At 44.1% G+C, this 16352-nt stretch carries 14 protein-coding genes; 7 read left to right on the top strand and 7 right to left on the bottom strand.

Annotation, left to right across the window (positions count from 1 at the left end):
• Positions 1–12 precede the first annotated feature (12 nt).
• Positions 13–282: a SemiSWEET family sugar transporter gene (locus H9628_RS02110; protein ID WP_251832463.1), complete on the bottom strand. Its 270-nt coding sequence runs from the start codon at positions 280–282 to the stop codon at positions 13–15.
• A gap of 77 nt (positions 283–359) precedes the next feature.
• Between H9628_RS02110 and H9628_RS02105 the strand changes: the two genes are divergently transcribed.
• Positions 360–869 (top strand): GNAT family N-acetyltransferase, encoded by a 510-nt coding sequence (locus H9628_RS02105; protein ID WP_251832462.1) that lies wholly within the window; start codon positions 360–362, stop codon positions 867–869.
• Positions 870–925: 56 nt separating this feature from the next.
• On the opposite strand, the gene hemE is transcribed toward H9628_RS02105, so the two are convergent.
• The 4 genes from hemE to hemA are packed head-to-tail and all read right to left on the bottom strand — an operon-like array spanning position 926 to position 4829.
• Positions 926–1954 carry a uroporphyrinogen decarboxylase gene (hemE, locus tag H9628_RS02100; RefSeq protein ID WP_251832461.1) on the bottom strand — a complete coding sequence of 343 codons (1029 nt, stop codon included), beginning with the start codon at positions 1952–1954 and terminating at the stop codon, positions 926–928.
• A 22-nt stretch (positions 1955–1976) separates the two neighbouring features.
• Entirely contained in the window at positions 1977–2648 is a 672-nt protein-coding gene (locus H9628_RS02095) for a uroporphyrinogen-III synthase (RefSeq protein ID WP_251832460.1), read from the bottom strand.
• Between the two features lie 5 nt (positions 2649–2653).
• Positions 2654–3568, bottom strand: a complete 915-nt coding sequence (gene hemC, locus H9628_RS02090) for a hydroxymethylbilane synthase (protein WP_251832459.1) — start codon at positions 3566–3568, stop codon at positions 2654–2656.
• Positions 3555–4829, bottom strand: a complete 1275-nt coding sequence (hemA, locus tag H9628_RS02085; protein ID WP_251832458.1) for a glutamyl-tRNA reductase — start codon at positions 4827–4829, stop codon at positions 3555–3557. The genes hemC and hemA overlap by 14 nt, the downstream gene beginning before the upstream one ends.
• A 251-nt stretch (positions 4830–5080) precedes the next feature.
• On the opposite strand from hemA, the gene H9628_RS02080 reads away from it, so the two are divergent.
• The 5 genes from H9628_RS02080 to rodA are packed head-to-tail and all read left to right on the top strand — an operon-like array spanning position 5081 to position 10731.
• Complete coding sequence (locus H9628_RS02080) at positions 5081–6106, top strand: rod shape-determining protein (RefSeq protein ID WP_251832457.1); 1026 nt, start codon at positions 5081–5083, stop codon at positions 6104–6106.
• A gap of 32 nt (positions 6107–6138) precedes the next feature.
• On the top strand, positions 6139–6990 hold the full coding sequence (mreC, locus tag H9628_RS02075; protein ID WP_251832456.1) for a rod shape-determining protein MreC: 852 nt from the start codon (positions 6139–6141) through the stop codon (positions 6988–6990).
• Entirely contained in the window at positions 6987–7493 is a 507-nt protein-coding gene (locus H9628_RS02070) for a rod shape-determining protein MreD (protein WP_251832455.1), read from the top strand. Before mreC ends, H9628_RS02070 begins: the two co-directional genes overlap by 4 nt.
• Positions 7490–9505: a penicillin-binding transpeptidase domain-containing protein gene (locus H9628_RS02065; protein WP_251832454.1), complete on the top strand. Its 2016-nt coding sequence runs from the start codon at positions 7490–7492 to the stop codon at positions 9503–9505. Before H9628_RS02070 ends, H9628_RS02065 begins: the two co-directional genes overlap by 4 nt.
• Positions 9502–10731, top strand: coding sequence for a rod shape-determining protein RodA (gene rodA / locus H9628_RS02060; RefSeq protein ID WP_251832453.1), 1230 nt, complete (start codon positions 9502–9504; stop codon positions 10729–10731). The genes H9628_RS02065 and rodA overlap by 4 nt, the downstream gene beginning before the upstream one ends.
• Before the next feature lie 231 nt (positions 10732–10962).
• On the opposite strand, the gene H9628_RS02055 is transcribed toward rodA, so the two are convergent.
• Together H9628_RS02055 and H9628_RS02050 are read right to left on the bottom strand one after the other, a co-directional pair.
• The gene (locus H9628_RS02055; RefSeq protein ID WP_251832452.1) at positions 10963–11649 is read right to left on the bottom strand and encodes a C40 family peptidase; all 687 of its coding nucleotides are present in this window, start codon (positions 11647–11649) and stop codon (positions 10963–10965) included.
• A 298-nt stretch (positions 11650–11947) separates the two neighbouring features.
• The gene (locus tag H9628_RS02050; RefSeq protein ID WP_251832451.1) at positions 11948–14155 is read right to left on the bottom strand and encodes a glutamine synthetase III family protein; all 2208 of its coding nucleotides are present in this window, start codon (positions 14153–14155) and stop codon (positions 11948–11950) included.
• A gap of 411 nt (positions 14156–14566) precedes the next feature.
• On the opposite strand from H9628_RS02050, the gene H9628_RS02045 reads away from it, so the two are divergent.
• Positions 14567–16246 carry a DUF6909 family protein gene (locus H9628_RS02045; RefSeq protein WP_251832450.1) on the top strand — a complete coding sequence of 560 codons (1680 nt, stop codon included), beginning with the start codon at positions 14567–14569 and terminating at the stop codon, positions 16244–16246.
• Positions 16247–16352 lie beyond the last annotated feature (106 nt).

Genomic DNA, 16352 nt, shown 5'->3' with positions numbered 1-16352 from the left:
GATTTAACAAATTTAAGGCATTTGACGGTCATAAATAAATTTACAGAAAATAAGGATTGTAGTTGCGGCCACGGCGATGCTGTTTGTCACCATCATGGAGATGTGATCCTGCAAAATCCCGTACCAAAGCCACAGCGCGGAACTTACCACACCGATGATGCAGGTGACAAGTGAGATTTCTTCTGCAGATTTTTCTTTGATAATTTTTATGATTTGAGGTATAAACAGCGCCGAGGAAAGCCCTCCGGCCACAAATCCGATTATTTCTGGGTTTAATGCCATCTTGATGCGATATTTTTCTTGTAGCAAACCATTTTTATGCCGCTATTTAGTTAATTTTAAATACCCAAACGACGCGTATGAAACCTAAAGCTTTCGAAACGGAGCGACTGACGCTCACGCCTGTTTCCACCGATGATGCTGAACTGATCTTCAGACTTTACAATGAGCCGAAATTCATCGAGTTTATCGGAGATAAAAATATCCGTTCGGTTGAGGATGCGGAACGGTATATTAAAGAAAAGTTTCACCCTCACATTGAACAGTTTGGTTTTGGAAATTATGTTATCATCAGAAAAACTGACGGCGAAAAACTCGGAACTGTGGGCGTTTTCGGCCGGGAAGGTCTCGATGCTCATGATATTGGTTTTGCGCTTTTACCCGAGTTTGAAGGCGGCGGCTGTGCTTTTGAGGCTGCGCAAAGGATTTTTGATGCCGCTTTTTCAGAATTTGGTTTAAAGAAAATTTCAGCAATCACAACACACGGAAATTTCCGCTCACAAAAACTGATTGAAAAACTCGGTTTGAAATTTGTAAAAACCGTCCGACTGCCTGACGACGATGAGGAACTGCGCTACTATGAGACTTAAAACCAAAAAAAAGAAACGCCTGCGCGTTTCTTTTAAGTCTAAAAATCTGTCAAAATCTAATTCGGCTTCCAGTCTACTACCGCGCGGATAAAAGCTTCGGCGTTTTCAAGCGGAATATTTGGCAAAATGCCGTGGCCCAAATTCACGATGTATCGGTCTTTTCCGAATCGGTCAATCATTTCGGTGACCATTTTTTTGATGGTTTCCGGCGAAGAATACAGCCTTGAAGGATCAAAATTACCCTGCAGCGTCATGTTTTCGCCCACGAGCTTTCGCGCAATTTCCGGACGGATCGTCCAGTCGACGCCAAGCGCGGAAGATTTAGACAAACTCATTTCCTCCAGCGCGAACCAGCACCCTTTACCAAAAACCACCACATGCGTAAGTGGACTTAAAGCTTCCACTATTTGGTTGATATACGGCCACGAGAACTCCTGATAGTCATAAGGCGACAACATACCGCCCCACGAGTCGAACACCTGAACGGCAGAAACGCCTTTTTCTATTTTTCTTTTAAGATAAGCGATCGTAGTATCTGTAATTTTTTGCAACAGCAAATGCACAGCCTCCGGATTTTCAAAACAGAATTTCTTAGCAACGTCAAATGCTTTAGAACCTTTCCCTTCCACGCAATAGCACAAAATTGTCCACGGTGAACCCGCGAACCCGATCAGTGGAATCTGCTTGTCGAGTTTGTGCAGCGTAAGTTCAATAGCATCGAAAACATAACCCAAAGTATCATCCACATTCGGCACTTCAATTTCCTGAACCTGCTCCAATGTGCGGATCGGCGTCTCAAGCCACGGACCTACACCTTCCCTCATTTCGAAGTCGATGCCCATCGCCTGCGGAACTACCAGGATGTCTGAAAAAAGTATAGCGGCATCCAGCGGATATCTGCGGATTGGCATCATGGTGATTTCAGCGGCAAGTTCCGGTGTGCGGCAGCGCGTGAAAAAATCATACTCATCGCGCATGGCACGGAATTCTGGCAGGAATCTGCCAGCCTGTCTCATCATCCATACCGGCGGCCTTTCTACGGTTTCGCCTTTCAACGCCTTTATATACAGGTCATTTTTAATCATATCTTTTATTTTAACTTAGCTGCTATTCGGGTCTGGCGATGAGACGCAACAGATCCTCCATAGTGCTTTCCTTACTTGTGATAATCGGGTTTTTCGTGAATTTCTTTATTTCCTTTTCGGTAGTTTCACCAATGGAATATATCTTAATATTATTCAAAGAATTAAACTTTGCAAAACTACGAACTCCGCTCGGGCTAAAAAAGCAAACCGCATCATAAGTGCCCGTGACTTTTGGGTAAAGCAGTACGGTTTCGTAGACCGGAATCTTTCGGTAAGAGATGTTCTGCAGCGGCAGGGTTTTATTTAAAACATCCAGGGCCAGGTTTCCGCAGAAATGCAGAAAATTTTCCTTCGAACTGTTTTCTATAATGAATTCTGAAAGTTCCTTCGCGTGCCGGGTTACTTTGAAGGTTCCGAAACCATATTTCCGCAGTTCTTTCTTGGTGGTCATGCCTACAGTGTAAATTTTATTGAAATTCCGGCTGGTGAAATTTTCGTCTGGCCTGAAGCCGTTTTCGAAGAAGCTCTTCACCGCATTTACACTTGTGAAAATCAGCGATTTATTTTTGAGGTCAAACGGTTCAACCTGCATCGGAACTATTTTGATCACTTCTACAAAATCATAAGAAAAATGACTCCCTAATTTCTTGGAAATCATCATTTTATTAAAGTTCTTTGTGAAAAGTATCCGCATCAGTTCTATTTTAATGCGCTTTTTATTTCTTGCATCAGTTCACGTCCGCCGTTATCCAGGATTTTTTGTGCCATCACTTTACCAAAATCTTCATTTTCATTCCATTCGAAGATTTCATCGGTTTCAATACAGTTTTGTCCGTCAAGCGAGCAAATCCGGCCTATAAAACGGATTTCATTGTGGTCATTTATTTCAGCGAACGCACCGATTGGCGCTGTGCAGCCTCCTTCAAGTGTATTTAGGAAACTTCTTTCAATATTTACACAGATCCTGGTTTCGCGATGGTCTACATCGCGGAATAATTCTTTGGTTTCCAGATCGTCCGCACGTCCGCAGATTGCCACGACGCCCTGTGCAGGTGCCGATATCATCATCGGAAGATGTTCATAATCAACCTTTAAGCCCATTCTTTCAATGGCCGCAAGAGAAAACATCGTCGCATCAAAATCATTCTCCTCGAGTTTGTTCAGACGAGTCTGAACATTACCGCGAATGTCAGCAAATTCAGTTTCCGGAAATTCTTTAAGCCAAAATGCACGGCGGCGCAGACTGCTCGTCGCTACTTTCAGCATGTGCAGGTCCAGCGTAGCCGAATCTTTTTTTCGAACCAAAACATCCTGTGGATAATCTCTTTCGAGAACCGCGATAATTTCAATGTTTTCGGGCAGGTTTGTCGGGATATCTTTCAGCGAATGTACTGCAACGTCAACCTGATTATTAAGCAGTGCAATATCCAGATCGCGCGTGAAGACACCGGTAATCCCAAGACTGTAAAGCGGCTGTGTAAGATTTTTGTCGCCGGTGGAAACGATTGGGGTGATATCTGTTGTGTAATTTTTATTCTGAAGGTGTCTGGCTACTTCGCGTGCCTGCCATAGGGCTAGCGGCGAGTTGCGCGTGCCGATCTTAATGCTTTTCATTGAATTCGTTATTAGGCTGTTCAACTAAAATCTCGTGCATTAATCTGCTGACTTCCTCTGCTTTCCACGGATTGTCGATTATATATTTGGCAAAACGGTTCGTGATTTTCTGAATCATTTTATTAGACAGGTGCATGTCATTCACATCTACATATTTATGTTTTTTGTGAATGTTGTGCATCTCGTTCCGTTCCATATTTTTCAGGACGGCTTTAAAATGATGGATATTGGGCGCCATTTTACGCTTCTTTTCCCATTCCAGAAAGTCTTTGGTCATTTCACGGATGATTTCTTCGGCTTTTGGAATCTCCTTTTGGCGAGTCTCCATCGTTTCATTGATCTGCTTGGAAAGGCTGTCTACATCTACCAGTTTTACATTTGGATTTTCGGTGATGTCTTTTTCTACATTATTCGGGATCGAAAGGTCGATCACCAATGTTTCTTTACCGTTGGGGAAATGCGTTTTATTGATGATGGGATGCTGCGCACCAGTCGCCACAATGAGAATATCAGTCTGGCTGAGCTCTGTTTGCAACTGTCCGAACTCAATATGAGGTATCTTGTATTTTTCTGCTATTTTCTCCGCCTTGTCAGCGCTTCGGTTTGCGACCTTCACACGCGGTTTATACACGTGTTTTACGAGATTCTCCACAGTATTCTGACCAATTTCGCCCACGCCGAGCAGCAAAATGTTTTTGTCTGAAATCTGTGGTTGGTTCTTTAGGATATAATGAACTGCCGCGTAGGAAACGGATGCGGCACCGGTAGAAATTCCGGTTTCATTCTTAATTCTTTTTGAAATCTGTATTGCTGAATTTATAGCACGTTCAAGAAATGGGTTTGCGTTTTTCCTTTCTTTTTTAAAGCGGTGATACGCATTCTTAATTTGCCCTATGATCTCAAAATCACCGATGATCTGACTTTCCAAGCCCGCTGCTACGCGGAAAAGGTGGTTCAGCGCTTCTTCATGCTTGAGGATATTCACATGCTTCATGAATTCTGAAAGGCTTACCCCGATCGTTTTGCAGTAAAGTTCCGCTACAAGCAGATAATTGGTAGATGTAGTATAGATCTCCGTACGGTTGCAGGTGGAAACTACGAAGGCATCGCCGAGGTTCAGCGCGTGCAGATTGCTCACGAACTCCTTGATGTGGTCATCGAAGAACGAAAACTTACCACGCGTAGCCGCATCAGCTTTCTCGAAACTTACGCTGAGGACGGCAAAATTGGCGGTTTTGTGAATGTTCGGATCTTGGTTCATAAAGCAAGCGCAAATTTAAGACTTTAAATTGAATTGGCGAAAGTTACAGGCTGAAGCATCGTCACTAAAAGAGGACTTTTGCAAAGAATATGGTGTAAAATTCCGGGAGGTGGGAAATATTTAGTTCACAAAAAAGTTTATAAGTTAAACCGGACAATTTTAATATAACTTTAACCAAAATAAAATGCGCGCAATTTCCGGAACGCGGGTATTTTTATATCTTTGTACACTTTAAAAAAATCACAGAAAAAATGGGTCTATTTGATATGTTTACGCAGGATATTGCGATTGATCTTGGTACAGCTAACACGCTGATTATACATAACAACAAGATCGTAATCGATCAGCCATCAATAGTGGCGATTGAGCGCTCCAGCGGCAAACCTATCGCAGTGGGTGAGAAGGCGAAGCATATGCAGGGAAAAACGCATGAGGATATCAAAACTATCCGCCCGCTGAAAGACGGTGTGATCGCTGATTTTCATGCATCGGAGCACATGATCAAGGAATTTATCAAACAAATTCCGGGAATTAAAGGAAAACTGTTTCAGCCGACCCTCAAAATCGTAATTTGTATACCTTCCGGAATTACCGAGGTAGAAAAACGCGCCGTGCGCGATTCTGCCCAAAAGGTGAACGCGAAGGAAGTGCGCTTGATCTATGAACCGATGGCTGCGGCGATAGGTGTAGGGATTGACGTACAGAAACCCGAAGGGAACATGATCATCGACATAGGCGGAGGAACAACCGAAATCGCTGTTGTGGCGCTTGGAGGTATCGTTTGCGACAAATCTGTGAAGATTGCCGGTGACGTTTTCACCAATGATATTGCCTATTATCTCCGTACACACCACAATCTTTACATCGGTGAAAGAACAGCCGAGCGTGTGAAGATTGAAGTAGGTTCAGCGGTTGAAGACCTTGATTTGGATTTGGAAGATATCCCGGTACAGGGCCGTGACCTGATCACTGGAAAGCCGAAAGAGATTATGGTGAACTATAAAGAAATTGCGCGTGCACTTGATAAATCCATTATCAGGATAGAAGACGCAGTGATGGAAACACTTTCGCTTACTCCGCCGGAATTGGCCGCGGATATTTACAAAACCGGAATTTATTTAGCGGGTGGTGGTGCATTGCTTCGCGGACTTGCAGACAGGCTTCATAAGAAAACAGGACTTCCTGTCTTTGTGGCCGAAGATCCTTTACGTGCGGTAGTACGTGGTACAGGAATCGCACTGAAAAACATGGACAAGTTCAATTTCCTTATTAAATAATTTTTCTTCTAACTTTTCACGAAATTTAATCGATGGGATTTTTGCTGCGCTTATTTTCGAAGAACGGCTTGTTCGTCTTCTTTACATTTTTGCAGCTTATCGCGGTGGTGCTGATATTCAGCCGGAACTCCATGCAGCAATCCTGGATAGCGGGGCAGACGGCGGCATTCAACTCGTGGGTTTCGGGGTATATTGATGAAGGTGCTTCTTATTTAAAGCTTAAGCAAATCAATGAACAGCTCGTTGCGCAGAACAAAATGCTGATGGAGCAGGTTTACGGCAAAAATGTGACTGAGATCCCGCAGTTCCGAAAAGTGCACGATACCATTGGCGGCGGACAGATCTACACCTTTGTAGATGGCGACATTATCTTTAACAGCATTAACAGGAAAGACAATTATTTCACTATAAACCGCGGAAAAAGAGACGGCGTACATCCTCAGATGGGTGTGATGGCGCCGAACGGAATCGCCGGAATTGTTATTAATTCTACCAATTCCTACTCGCTTGCGCAGTCGGTTTTAAGTTTAAATAAGATCAAGATAAACGCAGCGCTGAAAAAATCAGGCTATTTTGGTACACTGACGTGGCGCGGCGAAGATTCTCGCACGATGCACCTTTCGGATATCCCGAAATATGTGCCGCTTCAGGTGGGAGACACGGTGATCACCGATGGTAAATCGGCTATTTTCCCCCAGGGAATCATGATTGGAAAAGTCGCAGGTTATGAAGTTGACAGCAAAACCGGCTTCTGGGATGTTTCGGTTGAACTGACTGAAAAAATGGGAAATCTGAGCAAAGTGTACGTCGTAAAACATCTTAAGAAGGCGGAAGTGAAAAGAATTCAGGATACGCTGCAGGCAACCATAAACCGCGAGAAATGATTAGCAGGACATTTTTTACCGATATTCTGATGATTGCGGTGCTGATTGCACTGCAAATTTTCGTGCTGAACAGGATTACGGTTCTCGGAAAGTTCACACCGGTGCTCTATCCTGTGTTCGTGATGTTTTATCCGTTTTTCCGAAACAGGTTTCAGTTTCTGGCGCTCAGTTTTTTGTTGGGTTTGGGGATTGATGCGTTTCTTTACACATGGGGGATCAATGCGTTTGCAACGACAGCGATAGCCTATTTCCGGACGCTTATTTTCCGCACATCCACAGATACATCTACAGATTTTTTCTCGTTTCAGTCTTTGCAATGGTCGCAATATCTGTTTTTTATTTTGGCAAGCATTTTTCTGCATCAGCTTCTCGTCCAGTACACTGAGTTTTTCAAGCTGAGCCGTTTCTTTGAGATTTTTCTGAATGTTTTGGCTACCACTGCCATTTCGTTTATATTTATCCTGATGTATGCAATTGCATTTAAAATCAAACAGAAAGTTTGAAGTCACAATATTTAAAAATCACATTCATACTGGCTGGTCTGGCGCTGATCTTCATTGCGCGGCTCGCCTATTTGCAGCTGTTCACTGACCGCTACGCGCTCAATGCTGCGAATACCTCAATTAAAACCGAATACATCATTCCGCAACGCGGCGTCATTTTCGACCGCAACGGTCGAATCCTGGTCGGAAACCAGCCTGCGTACGAAATTTCGTTTACCGAAGCGCTAATTCGGCCGGATTTTGATACCATCGGATTTTGTAATCTGGTCAACATCAGCAAACAGGATTTCATTAAGAGAATCGATGAAATAAAAAATGAAAAGTACTATTCGAAGCTCACGCCGATGACCTTTATGAAAAACCTGACCCGCGAAGAAATAGCACGCATTCAGGAAATCATATTCAAATATCCTGCGTTCAGCATCGTATCCCGTCCCCAGCGTCAGTACGAAGTGTCGACATCTGGGAATCTGCTGGGCTACACGAATGAAGTGAATGAGCGCGACATCAAGAAAGATTCGCTGTATTATCTTCCGGGTGATTTTATCGGAAAATCGGGCGTAGAAAAGTCTTATGAGAAGGTTCTGCGCGGCGAGAAAGGCATCCAATATATTCAGAAAGACATTCGTTTAAGAAGCATCGGCTCATATAAGAACGGAGCATTGGATAAAGATGTGGTTACCGGAAGAGACGTCACACTGACCATTGATTACGATCTTCAGCGCATGGCAGAAGAAATGCTGGTCAACAAACAGGGTGCGATTGTCGCACTTGATCCTGCAAACGGCGAAATACTGGTGCTGGCTACCGGTCCGGATATTGACCCGAACCTGTTCACCGGCCCCGATAAGTCCAAAAATCTCTACCGGTTGCAGATGGATACCATTTACAACAACCGGCCAACTTTCGACCGCTCTATACAGGCGGCCTATCCGCCCGGCTCAACATTTAAACTGCTCACTGCCGCAGCCGCGATGCAGATGGGTGTGATGGATGAAAACACGATTTACCCGTGCGGTGGCGGTTTTAACTACCGTGGGCTTCGGGTGAAAGGTCATGGCGGTGCAGATCCGCTGATACCGGCCATTCAGGTGTCGAGTAACTGCCATTTTTCGTACGCTTTCATTTCCATTATGAACAAATATCCCGGCAATCCAAGCAAAGGTGTGGATGAATGGAAAGAAATAATGAGCAGCTTTGGACTGGGCGAATTCCTAAATAATGATTTGGCGGTAGGCGCGCGGGGAAGGATTCCAAGTGGCGCCTTTTATGAGAAAAGAAGCGGCAAGAAAGACTGGAGTTCTGCATACACGATGAATGGTTCTATCTTTAATGGTATGGGTCAGGGTGACGTTCTTCTTACTCCGCTTCAGATGGCCAATGCTACGGCGGCGATTGTAAACCGCGGCTGGTACTTTACACCGCACATCGTGAAGGCCATTGACGGAAGACCAAATCCTGATCCTAGATTTAAAGTAAAACACAAAACGCTTGTTGACCCAAAGCATTTTGAGCCTATCATAAAAGGTATGGAAGCGGTAGTAAACGCCGGCACCGCGCGAAGTCTGAAATCAAAAGACTTTACGATGCTGGCGAAAACTGGTACTGCGCAGGTTCCTCAGGGAAAAGATAATTCCATATTTGTTCTCGCGGCACCGGCAGAAAATCCGAAAATTGTGATTGCAGCCGTAATGGAACATGCAGGCTTTGGTGGAACGTGGGCCGGCCCGGCTGCGGCGGTAATCGCTGAAAAGTACCTTACCGGCGACGTGAAAAGGGAGCATCTTTATAAAAAGCTCACCGGCGCCAGCTTTATGCCTGAATACAGACGCCAATGGGTTTCTGAGCTTAAAAGGAAAGGACTTTACCGAGAGCCCGATAAAGACTCTTCGATGCTCGAAAATATTAATGACAGCCTGAAGATTATTGGCAACGGCGCTCTGCGCACCAAGCTGATCCTAAGAAAAGACTCCATTCAGCGAAAAGTTAATTCAAAAATTTCACGCAAATGAAATGGGCAGAAGGGCTTGATAAACTGAGCATATTTCTCTATTTGGCGATCTCGCTTTTTGCAGTTGCCAATATCTATAGCGTGGACGCAGGTTTGGGCAGAAAACAACTGATGTTTTTCGGTATTTCTGTAGTGGTGGGGCTGGTCATCTTTGCGATGAGAACCAAATTCTTTGAAAATTTTTCAGGGATCTTTTATTTTTCAGGATTATTGCTTTTAATTGGCCTTTTTCCGTTCGGAACAGAGATATTAGGCCAGAAAAACTGGTACAAATTCGGCGGTTTCACCATGCAGCCGGTTGAATTTGCCAAAATAGGTATCGCACTGATGCTTGCTAATTATGTTTCAGCAGGAGATTTCGACATACAGCGAAAAAAGTCGCTCTGGAGTGTAGTCGCAATCATTGCTGTTCCTGCTGTAGTGGTCCTCGCGATCCCCGACGTTGGATCGTTGCTAGTTTTCACCGCGTTTTTCATTGCATTATACCGGGAAGGACTCAGCGGTTGGCTCTTTGGTACTGGTGGGATTATCGCAGCTGTGTTTCTCGTGGCATTGGCGGTTAATCCGCTTTATGTAATCGGGGCCATTGCGCTCATTTTAGGTTTTGTGCTGTTTATCAACCGCCAGACAATCCACTGGAATGTGATCTCGGTATCTTCATTTGTCGGAATTTTTCTCCTTTTATCAGGGCTTTCCTACAGCGCACCCACGATTTTGGAAAAACTTCCGAAACACCAGCGTGAACGTATCGAAGTTCTGTACAAAGGCGAGAAAGCATTCCGCGATACTTCTGGTTACAACCTGCTGTATTCAAAAACCGCGATTGGATCCGGCGGCTTTTTCGGCAAAGGCTATATGGAAGGCTCGGTAACGCGCGGTAAATTCGTTCCCGAACAGGAAACCGACTATATTTTTTGTACCGTCGGCGAAGAGTGGGGCTTTTTCGGCGCCTCCGTGCTCGTCATTTTCTACGCACTGTTTATCGGGCGGATTTACTATCTCGCAGAACGTCAGAAAACCATATTTAACCGTGTTTTCGGCTATAGCTTTGCCTCGATCCTGCTTATGCATTTCACGATCAATCTGGGCATGGTGATGGGGCTTTTCCCGACTGTAGGGATTCCGCTGCCGTATTTCAGCTATGGCGGAAGCTCCTTCCTCGCATTTTCTATCATGACATTCATCTTCTTCAAGCTCAACTACGCGGACCGAAACAGTCTGGTCTAACGTTAAGTATTTATTTTGGGCGGACATTTCGCGCTTTCCGCTGCAATCTTTTGGTCTTCGCTTCGCTCAGCACAAAAGGATTTCCGCTGCAATCGCGGCCGCAGATCGGTATCATTTACACGGACCAATGCACCAATGCGGAAACGTTTGCTTCAAAATATTGAGTCCAAAAATTCGCCCAAAAAAAACCACCTTCGGGAAAGGTGGTTTTTTACAGATCAAATAATCTGTTTAGTTGTTGGCAAAGTTATTTTGAAATGTATCGATAGTCAATACTCTTTTTGCAAATCTGAATTTCGGTCCCCAATAAGAATCATTAAGACTGGAAACCATAACACCCTTAGAAGTGGCAGCATGGATGAATTTCACCTGTCCCTCACTTGTTACATCCTCTACAATTCCTACGTGCGAGATGCGTCCGCGGCCTTGTGAGAAAAATACCAAATCACCTTTCTGAAGGTCTTGCTTTTCTACTTTTTCGCCCTGCTGCGCTTGTGATGCTGCAACACGTGGAAGCGTCATACCAGTCGCTGCACCGAAAACTGAAAGTACGAATGCAGAACAGTCAATCCCATTGCGGGTCATACCGCCATATTTGTACGGAGTTCCCAGGTAAGTTTCTGCTTCGGCTAAGATATCATCGATTTTTTTGGTGAAATGAAGCGTTTTGGCGATCTCATCTTTTCGGATCGTAGCTTCCATTGTTTTTGCCGCTGCAAGCTTCTCGTCCTGGAAATTGGTAAGAAGTTGTGCTTTTGCAACTTCCAGTTTCTTTTGGTCGATTGATGCAAGTTTGGCATCTGATTTGTATTCCTTATTATATGTAGCAGGGGCTGAGACTACGTAGTTAGAAACGCATGACTGCAATGAAAAAGCAGCGGTAATAGCTAATACGTAAGACAGAACTCTTCTCTTCATATATATTTGATTTTCTGTGTTAATACTTAATACTTCGTTTGAAATGCAAAGCAAAATTAGGTATTATGGCCAATGCGCGGGTTAAAACACCCAGGGCCGCAAAGGTGTTTTAACACTATTTAACATTATTTTTTGGAATGTTAAAGGAAAAGAAACTGCAATCCCTTTATTCAAGGGGTTGCTTTTTTAATTTCTTTAAGACTTGTTAACATTTATAATGTCTATTGGAATTATTTTGCATGTCTATCTGGCTCTGAAATATGACAAACCTCAGCTAAATGGCTGAGGTTCATTATATTTATCTTGTAAAAAGCAATTCCCGGTATTTTGTGAGCGGCCAAAGTTCGTCATCGACGATCATTTCCAAAGCATCTGAGGCGCTGCGCAGTACTTCGAAGTATGGCAATACATCATCGCGAAACGCAAATGCCACTTCCTGCGACGAAGATTTTTCCTTTGCCTTTGCGATTGCCTCCAACAGGTTTTCGCTTTCAATCTTCAGTACAGACACGTATTCCGAAATCTGCGAGATCATGCTTATTTGCTCTTTTGCAAAATTCTTAAACTCACTTTCACCAAAGATTTCCTTCAAGCCTTTTACATTTTCGATCAGGCGGTTTTGGTAATTCAGCGCACAAGGTATAATGTGGTTTCGTGTGATATCTGCAAGAACGGTTGCTTCGATAGCGATCACAGATCCATACTTCTCAAGTTTCACTTCGTTTCGGGCTTCAATCTCACGGTGTGTATAGATTCCCAAATCTTCGTAAAGCTCAACAAATTTCGCGTCGAGTTCTCTTTCAAGTGCTTCCGGGGTAGTTTTCAGGTTGTTGAGACCGCGTTTTTTTGCTTCTTCCGCCCAATCTTCAGAATATCCGTCGCCCTCAAACATGATATTTTTTGAGTCCTTAATATATTCACGCAGGATGTTGAAGATTGCTTCGTCTTTTTTGAGGCCGTCCTTATATATAAGAGCGTCAACTTCTTTTTTAAATGTTTGAAGTTGCTTCGCCATAATAGAGTTCATCACGGTCATCACCTCAGCACAGTTAGCAGACGAGCCTACCGCGCGGATTTCAAACTTATTTCCGGTAAATGCAAACGGTGAAGTTCGGTTACGGTCTGTATTGTCAAGCAGAATCACCGGGATCTTTCCGACAACGTTTAATTTGAGTTCGGTTTTCTCTTCAGGCGAGAGCTTTCCATCAGTAACTTTTTCGAGTTCTTCCAGCACGCTGAATAACTGAGTTCCGATAAAGGCGGAAATGATTGCCGGCGGCGCTTCATTTGCTCCCAAACGGTGATCGTTGCTTGCTGAGGCGATACTTGCGCGCAACAGGTCAGCATAATCGTGTACTGCTTTAAGTGTATTCACGAAAAATGTGAGGAACTGCAGATTTTTCTTTGGGTTTTTTCCGGGGCTTAATAGATTTTCGCCGGTATCGGTAGCAAGGCTCCAGTTGTTGTGTTTTCCGCTTCCGTTCACGCCCGCAAATGGTTTTTCGTGGAAAAGGATGTGGAAATGATGTTTGTGGGCAACACGCGCCATGATATCCATCAAAAGTGAATTGTGATCCACCGCGACGTTTGCTTCCTCGAACATCGGTGCAAGCTCAAACTGGTTCGGCGCAACTTCATTATGTCTTGTAGTCACCGGAATGCCGAGTTTCATCGACTCAATTTCAAGTTCTTTCATGAAGTTCATCACGCGTGTCGGGATCGAGCCGAAATAATGGTCGTCGAGCTGCTGACCTTTCGCGGGAGAATGTCCCAGCAAAGTTTTTCCTGTGATCACGAGATCGGGGCGCGACTGGTAGAGCGCTGAATCTACTAGGAAATATTCCTGCTCCCAGCCCAATGTAGGAGTAACCTTCGTTACGTTTTTGTCGAAATAGGCGCGGCAAACTTCGGTTGCGGCCTCGTCTACGGCGTTTAACGCGCGGAGAAGCGGTGCTTTATAATCTAAAGTTTCGCCGGTGTAGGAGATGAAGATTGATGGAATGCAAAGCGTGGTGCCCATGATAAACGCAGGAGACGTTGGGTCCCAGGCCGTATATCCGCGGGCCTCGAAAGTGTTTCTGATGCCGCCGTTCGGAAATGAAGATGCATCAGGCTCCTGCTGTATCAGCATGCTGCCGGAGAATCGTTCAATTGCACGGCCGCCGCCACCTTCGATCGGAGTGAAAAATGAATCATGTTTTTCAGCAGTAGAGCCTGTCAATGGCTGAAACCAATGTGTATAATGCGTTGCACCTTTGGAGAGGGCCCAGTCTTTCATGGCTACTGCAACCTGATCTGCGATGTGACGTGGAATCTTAACGCCTTTTTTAATAGCGTCCATTATGGATCCGAACGCTTCTTTGGTCAGGTATTCGCGCATTGTTTCTTCAGAAAAAACATTTGTGCAGAAAAGTTCGGAAAGTTTTGCAGGAACCGTAACGGCATTATCCTGTCTGAAATTCTTAAAAGAGAGGGTTTCTAATGCTTTGAATCTTAAATATGACATTGGTTGTGTTTTTATTGGGGGTAAATGTACAAAAAAGTTGGTTTTTACAAATAAAAAATGAAATTTTTTAGGGGTGTGGCGTTTTATCTTTAAATATGCGACTTGATTTTTATTCAATATATATTGACTTTATATATTATCTTCACTTACCCAATTTCAATAAACGTCCTTTGATAGTAGAAAAAGTCCGCGTCCCGACCTGAGTGGAGCTCTTTTTTGCACAGCGCAGCGCAGCAAAAAAAGCGGGAACGGAGGGCGGAAATAGACGCCAATCTACAGACGCTCAATTTTCGTATAGAATTCTTATTTTTTTCTCCAATAGTCTTGCGCAAATCCGCATACTGATATCCCTCAGTGTCAGCCCCCGAGGAAATTTGAAGGATATGTGTTATCTTTGCCAAAAGATACACTATGGTAAATTCTCGTGCACGCGAAACGACAGAAGCAATCGAAAGGCTTTATGTTTCAATGCGACACCTCTTCTATCGCGGTTTTTTCAAACCTTCCGGGATCTCCGGCGAAAGTCTTCGCTCACTTCTAATGACTATCAACCCCGAAATTTACGGGACCATGAGCATCCCCAATAAAATAGAGCTCGATGGTCTGCTTTATGTTTTGGACCGTCTGCCTGAAGGAATCGAGGAATGCTCATTCATCCATCTTACTTCGGACGAAGGTTTTGAGAAAGGTAGTTTTGAGGTGATTGTCCCGAAAAAAAGAAGAAGGAACTGCTACCGTATCGATGAGCACCAAATGAATATCGAGGTTTTGCTGGGCCGCTCCGAAATCTATGATATACTGACGCACCTTACCTTCTTATATATAGAAGCGGACAAGATCCGCAATCTGGCATTTGTCTCTGATGAAGATGACCGGCCAACACGCGCCTGGAGAATCATCGAAGAGGTTGCGCGCGGTGAGAAAAAATACAGCCGAAAAGAAAAAGAAGTCGCTCTGATCCATCTTTCTTCGTTACTTGGACGTACTTTCGATGAAACGCTGAACGCTTACAACAGTTTCGGCGACGATGCCAATCCGGACCGACTTTTCAAGATCATTTATCATTTAGGGAACGAAAGTTTCAATGACCTGAAGAAAATCCGCGAGCGCGAAGTACATTTCTCCGCGATTTTACGTGAGAGGGTAGGTCATCACTTCTTTGGTGAGAAATGGGCGAACAAGGTGAAGACGGTATTAGCAGAAAACGATCTGCAGATGCGCCCTTTGCACATCATTTCGGCCAACATGCATTCGGTGAAGAATATGCTTTACGGAAACGACGCATTAGGTAAAAAAGCTACAAAGTCTGTTGATTTCAAGCTTTACGAAGATATTTCGAATAAAAAGGCGCTGCAGGAAAAGGTGCTTACGCACAGCCAGAATGCAGGTCTGATCTATATTGATGACCAAAGCGGTAGTAATATCGATGTTCAGATCATTGATTTGGCTAAGACCGATCTTACCAACACCCCTTTTGCAGATGAAGATTTTGCGTCTGATGATGTGATCATGGTGTTCGATTATGCTTTTGGTGAACAGGCATACGAAATCATGGATGAGCTTCTCCGACCGTATGAGTACAATGACGAAGTGTACACGATGAAAGTGAAATCTATCTCAGTCATGGGGAAAGCCGGCATCCTGATGGGTGGCAAAGGCGATATCATGATTCCAACTTCACACGTATTCGAAGGTACGGCTGATAATTATCCGTTCGAGAACGCGCTTTCTTTAGCCGATTTTGAAGATGATGAACTGCAGGCTTTCGAAGGCGGAATGGTAACCGTCCTCGGAACTTCACTGCAGAATAAAGACATCCTGCGCTACTTCATGGATACTTCATGGAAAGCGATTGGTCTTGAAATGGAAGGTGCGCACTACCAGAAAGCAATTCAGGTTGCTTCAAAGATCCGCCACCATATTTCCCAGGATCTGTTCGTGATGTACGCGTACTATGCTTCTGATAATCCTTTGGAAACGGGATCAACGCTTTCTTCAGGTGGTTTGGGCCTGACCGGTGTAAAACCAACGTATCTGATCACATTAAAAATTCTTGAGAAAATTTTAGCCAGCGGAAAACCGCAGTCCTAAAAATCAATTGATATTATAATCCCTTTTAAACGTGCTTTAAAAGGGGTTTTTTGTGCCTGGAGCCTAGGGTTAAGCCAAAATTCTTATCTTTCGGCTTCTTTTAAAA

The sequence above is a fragment of the Kaistella pullorum genome, assembly GCF_014837035.1.
GTDB classification, from domain to species: domain Bacteria; phylum Bacteroidota; class Bacteroidia; order Flavobacteriales; family Weeksellaceae; genus Kaistella; species Kaistella rhinocerotis.
Note: the sequence above shows the minus strand (reverse complement) of the source record. Positions and strands in the feature narration are given on the sequence as shown.

Excerpts from the sequence above, each read along its gene's own strand:
- hemC (WP_251832459.1), bottom strand. The coding sequence starts at position 3,568 with ATGAAAAGCATTAAGATCGGCACGCGCAACTCGCCGCTAGCCCTATGG.
- H9628_RS02105 (WP_251832462.1), top strand. The coding sequence starts at position 360 with ATGAAACCTAAAGCTTTCGAAACGGAGCGACTGACGCTCACGCCTGTT.
- hemE (WP_251832461.1), bottom strand. The coding sequence starts at position 1,954 with ATGATTAAAAATGACCTGTATATAAAGGCGTTGAAAGGCGAAACCGTA.
- H9628_RS02045 (WP_251832450.1), top strand. The coding sequence starts at position 14,567 with ATGGTAAATTCTCGTGCACGCGAAACGACAGAAGCAATCGAAAGGCTT.
- H9628_RS02080 (WP_251832457.1), top strand. The coding sequence starts at position 5,081 with ATGGGTCTATTTGATATGTTTACGCAGGATATTGCGATTGATCTTGGT.
- hemA (WP_251832458.1), bottom strand. The coding sequence starts at position 4,829 with ATGAACCAAGATCCGAACATTCACAAAACCGCCAATTTTGCCGTCCTC.
- H9628_RS02070 (WP_251832455.1), top strand. The coding sequence starts at position 6,987 with ATGATTAGCAGGACATTTTTTACCGATATTCTGATGATTGCGGTGCTG.
- H9628_RS02110 (WP_251832463.1), bottom strand. The coding sequence starts at position 282 with ATGGCATTAAACCCAGAAATAATCGGATTTGTGGCCGGAGGGCTTTCC.
- H9628_RS02095 (WP_251832460.1), bottom strand. The coding sequence starts at position 2,648 with ATGCGGATACTTTTCACAAAGAACTTTAATAAAATGATGATTTCCAAG.
- mreC (WP_251832456.1), top strand. The coding sequence starts at position 6,139 with ATGGGATTTTTGCTGCGCTTATTTTCGAAGAACGGCTTGTTCGTCTTC.
- rodA (WP_251832453.1), top strand. The coding sequence starts at position 9,502 with ATGAAATGGGCAGAAGGGCTTGATAAACTGAGCATATTTCTCTATTTG.
- H9628_RS02050 (WP_251832451.1), bottom strand. The coding sequence starts at position 14,155 with ATGTCATATTTAAGATTCAAAGCATTAGAAACCCTCTCTTTTAAGAAT.
- H9628_RS02055 (WP_251832452.1), bottom strand. The coding sequence starts at position 11,649 with ATGAAGAGAAGAGTTCTGTCTTACGTATTAGCTATTACCGCTGCTTTT.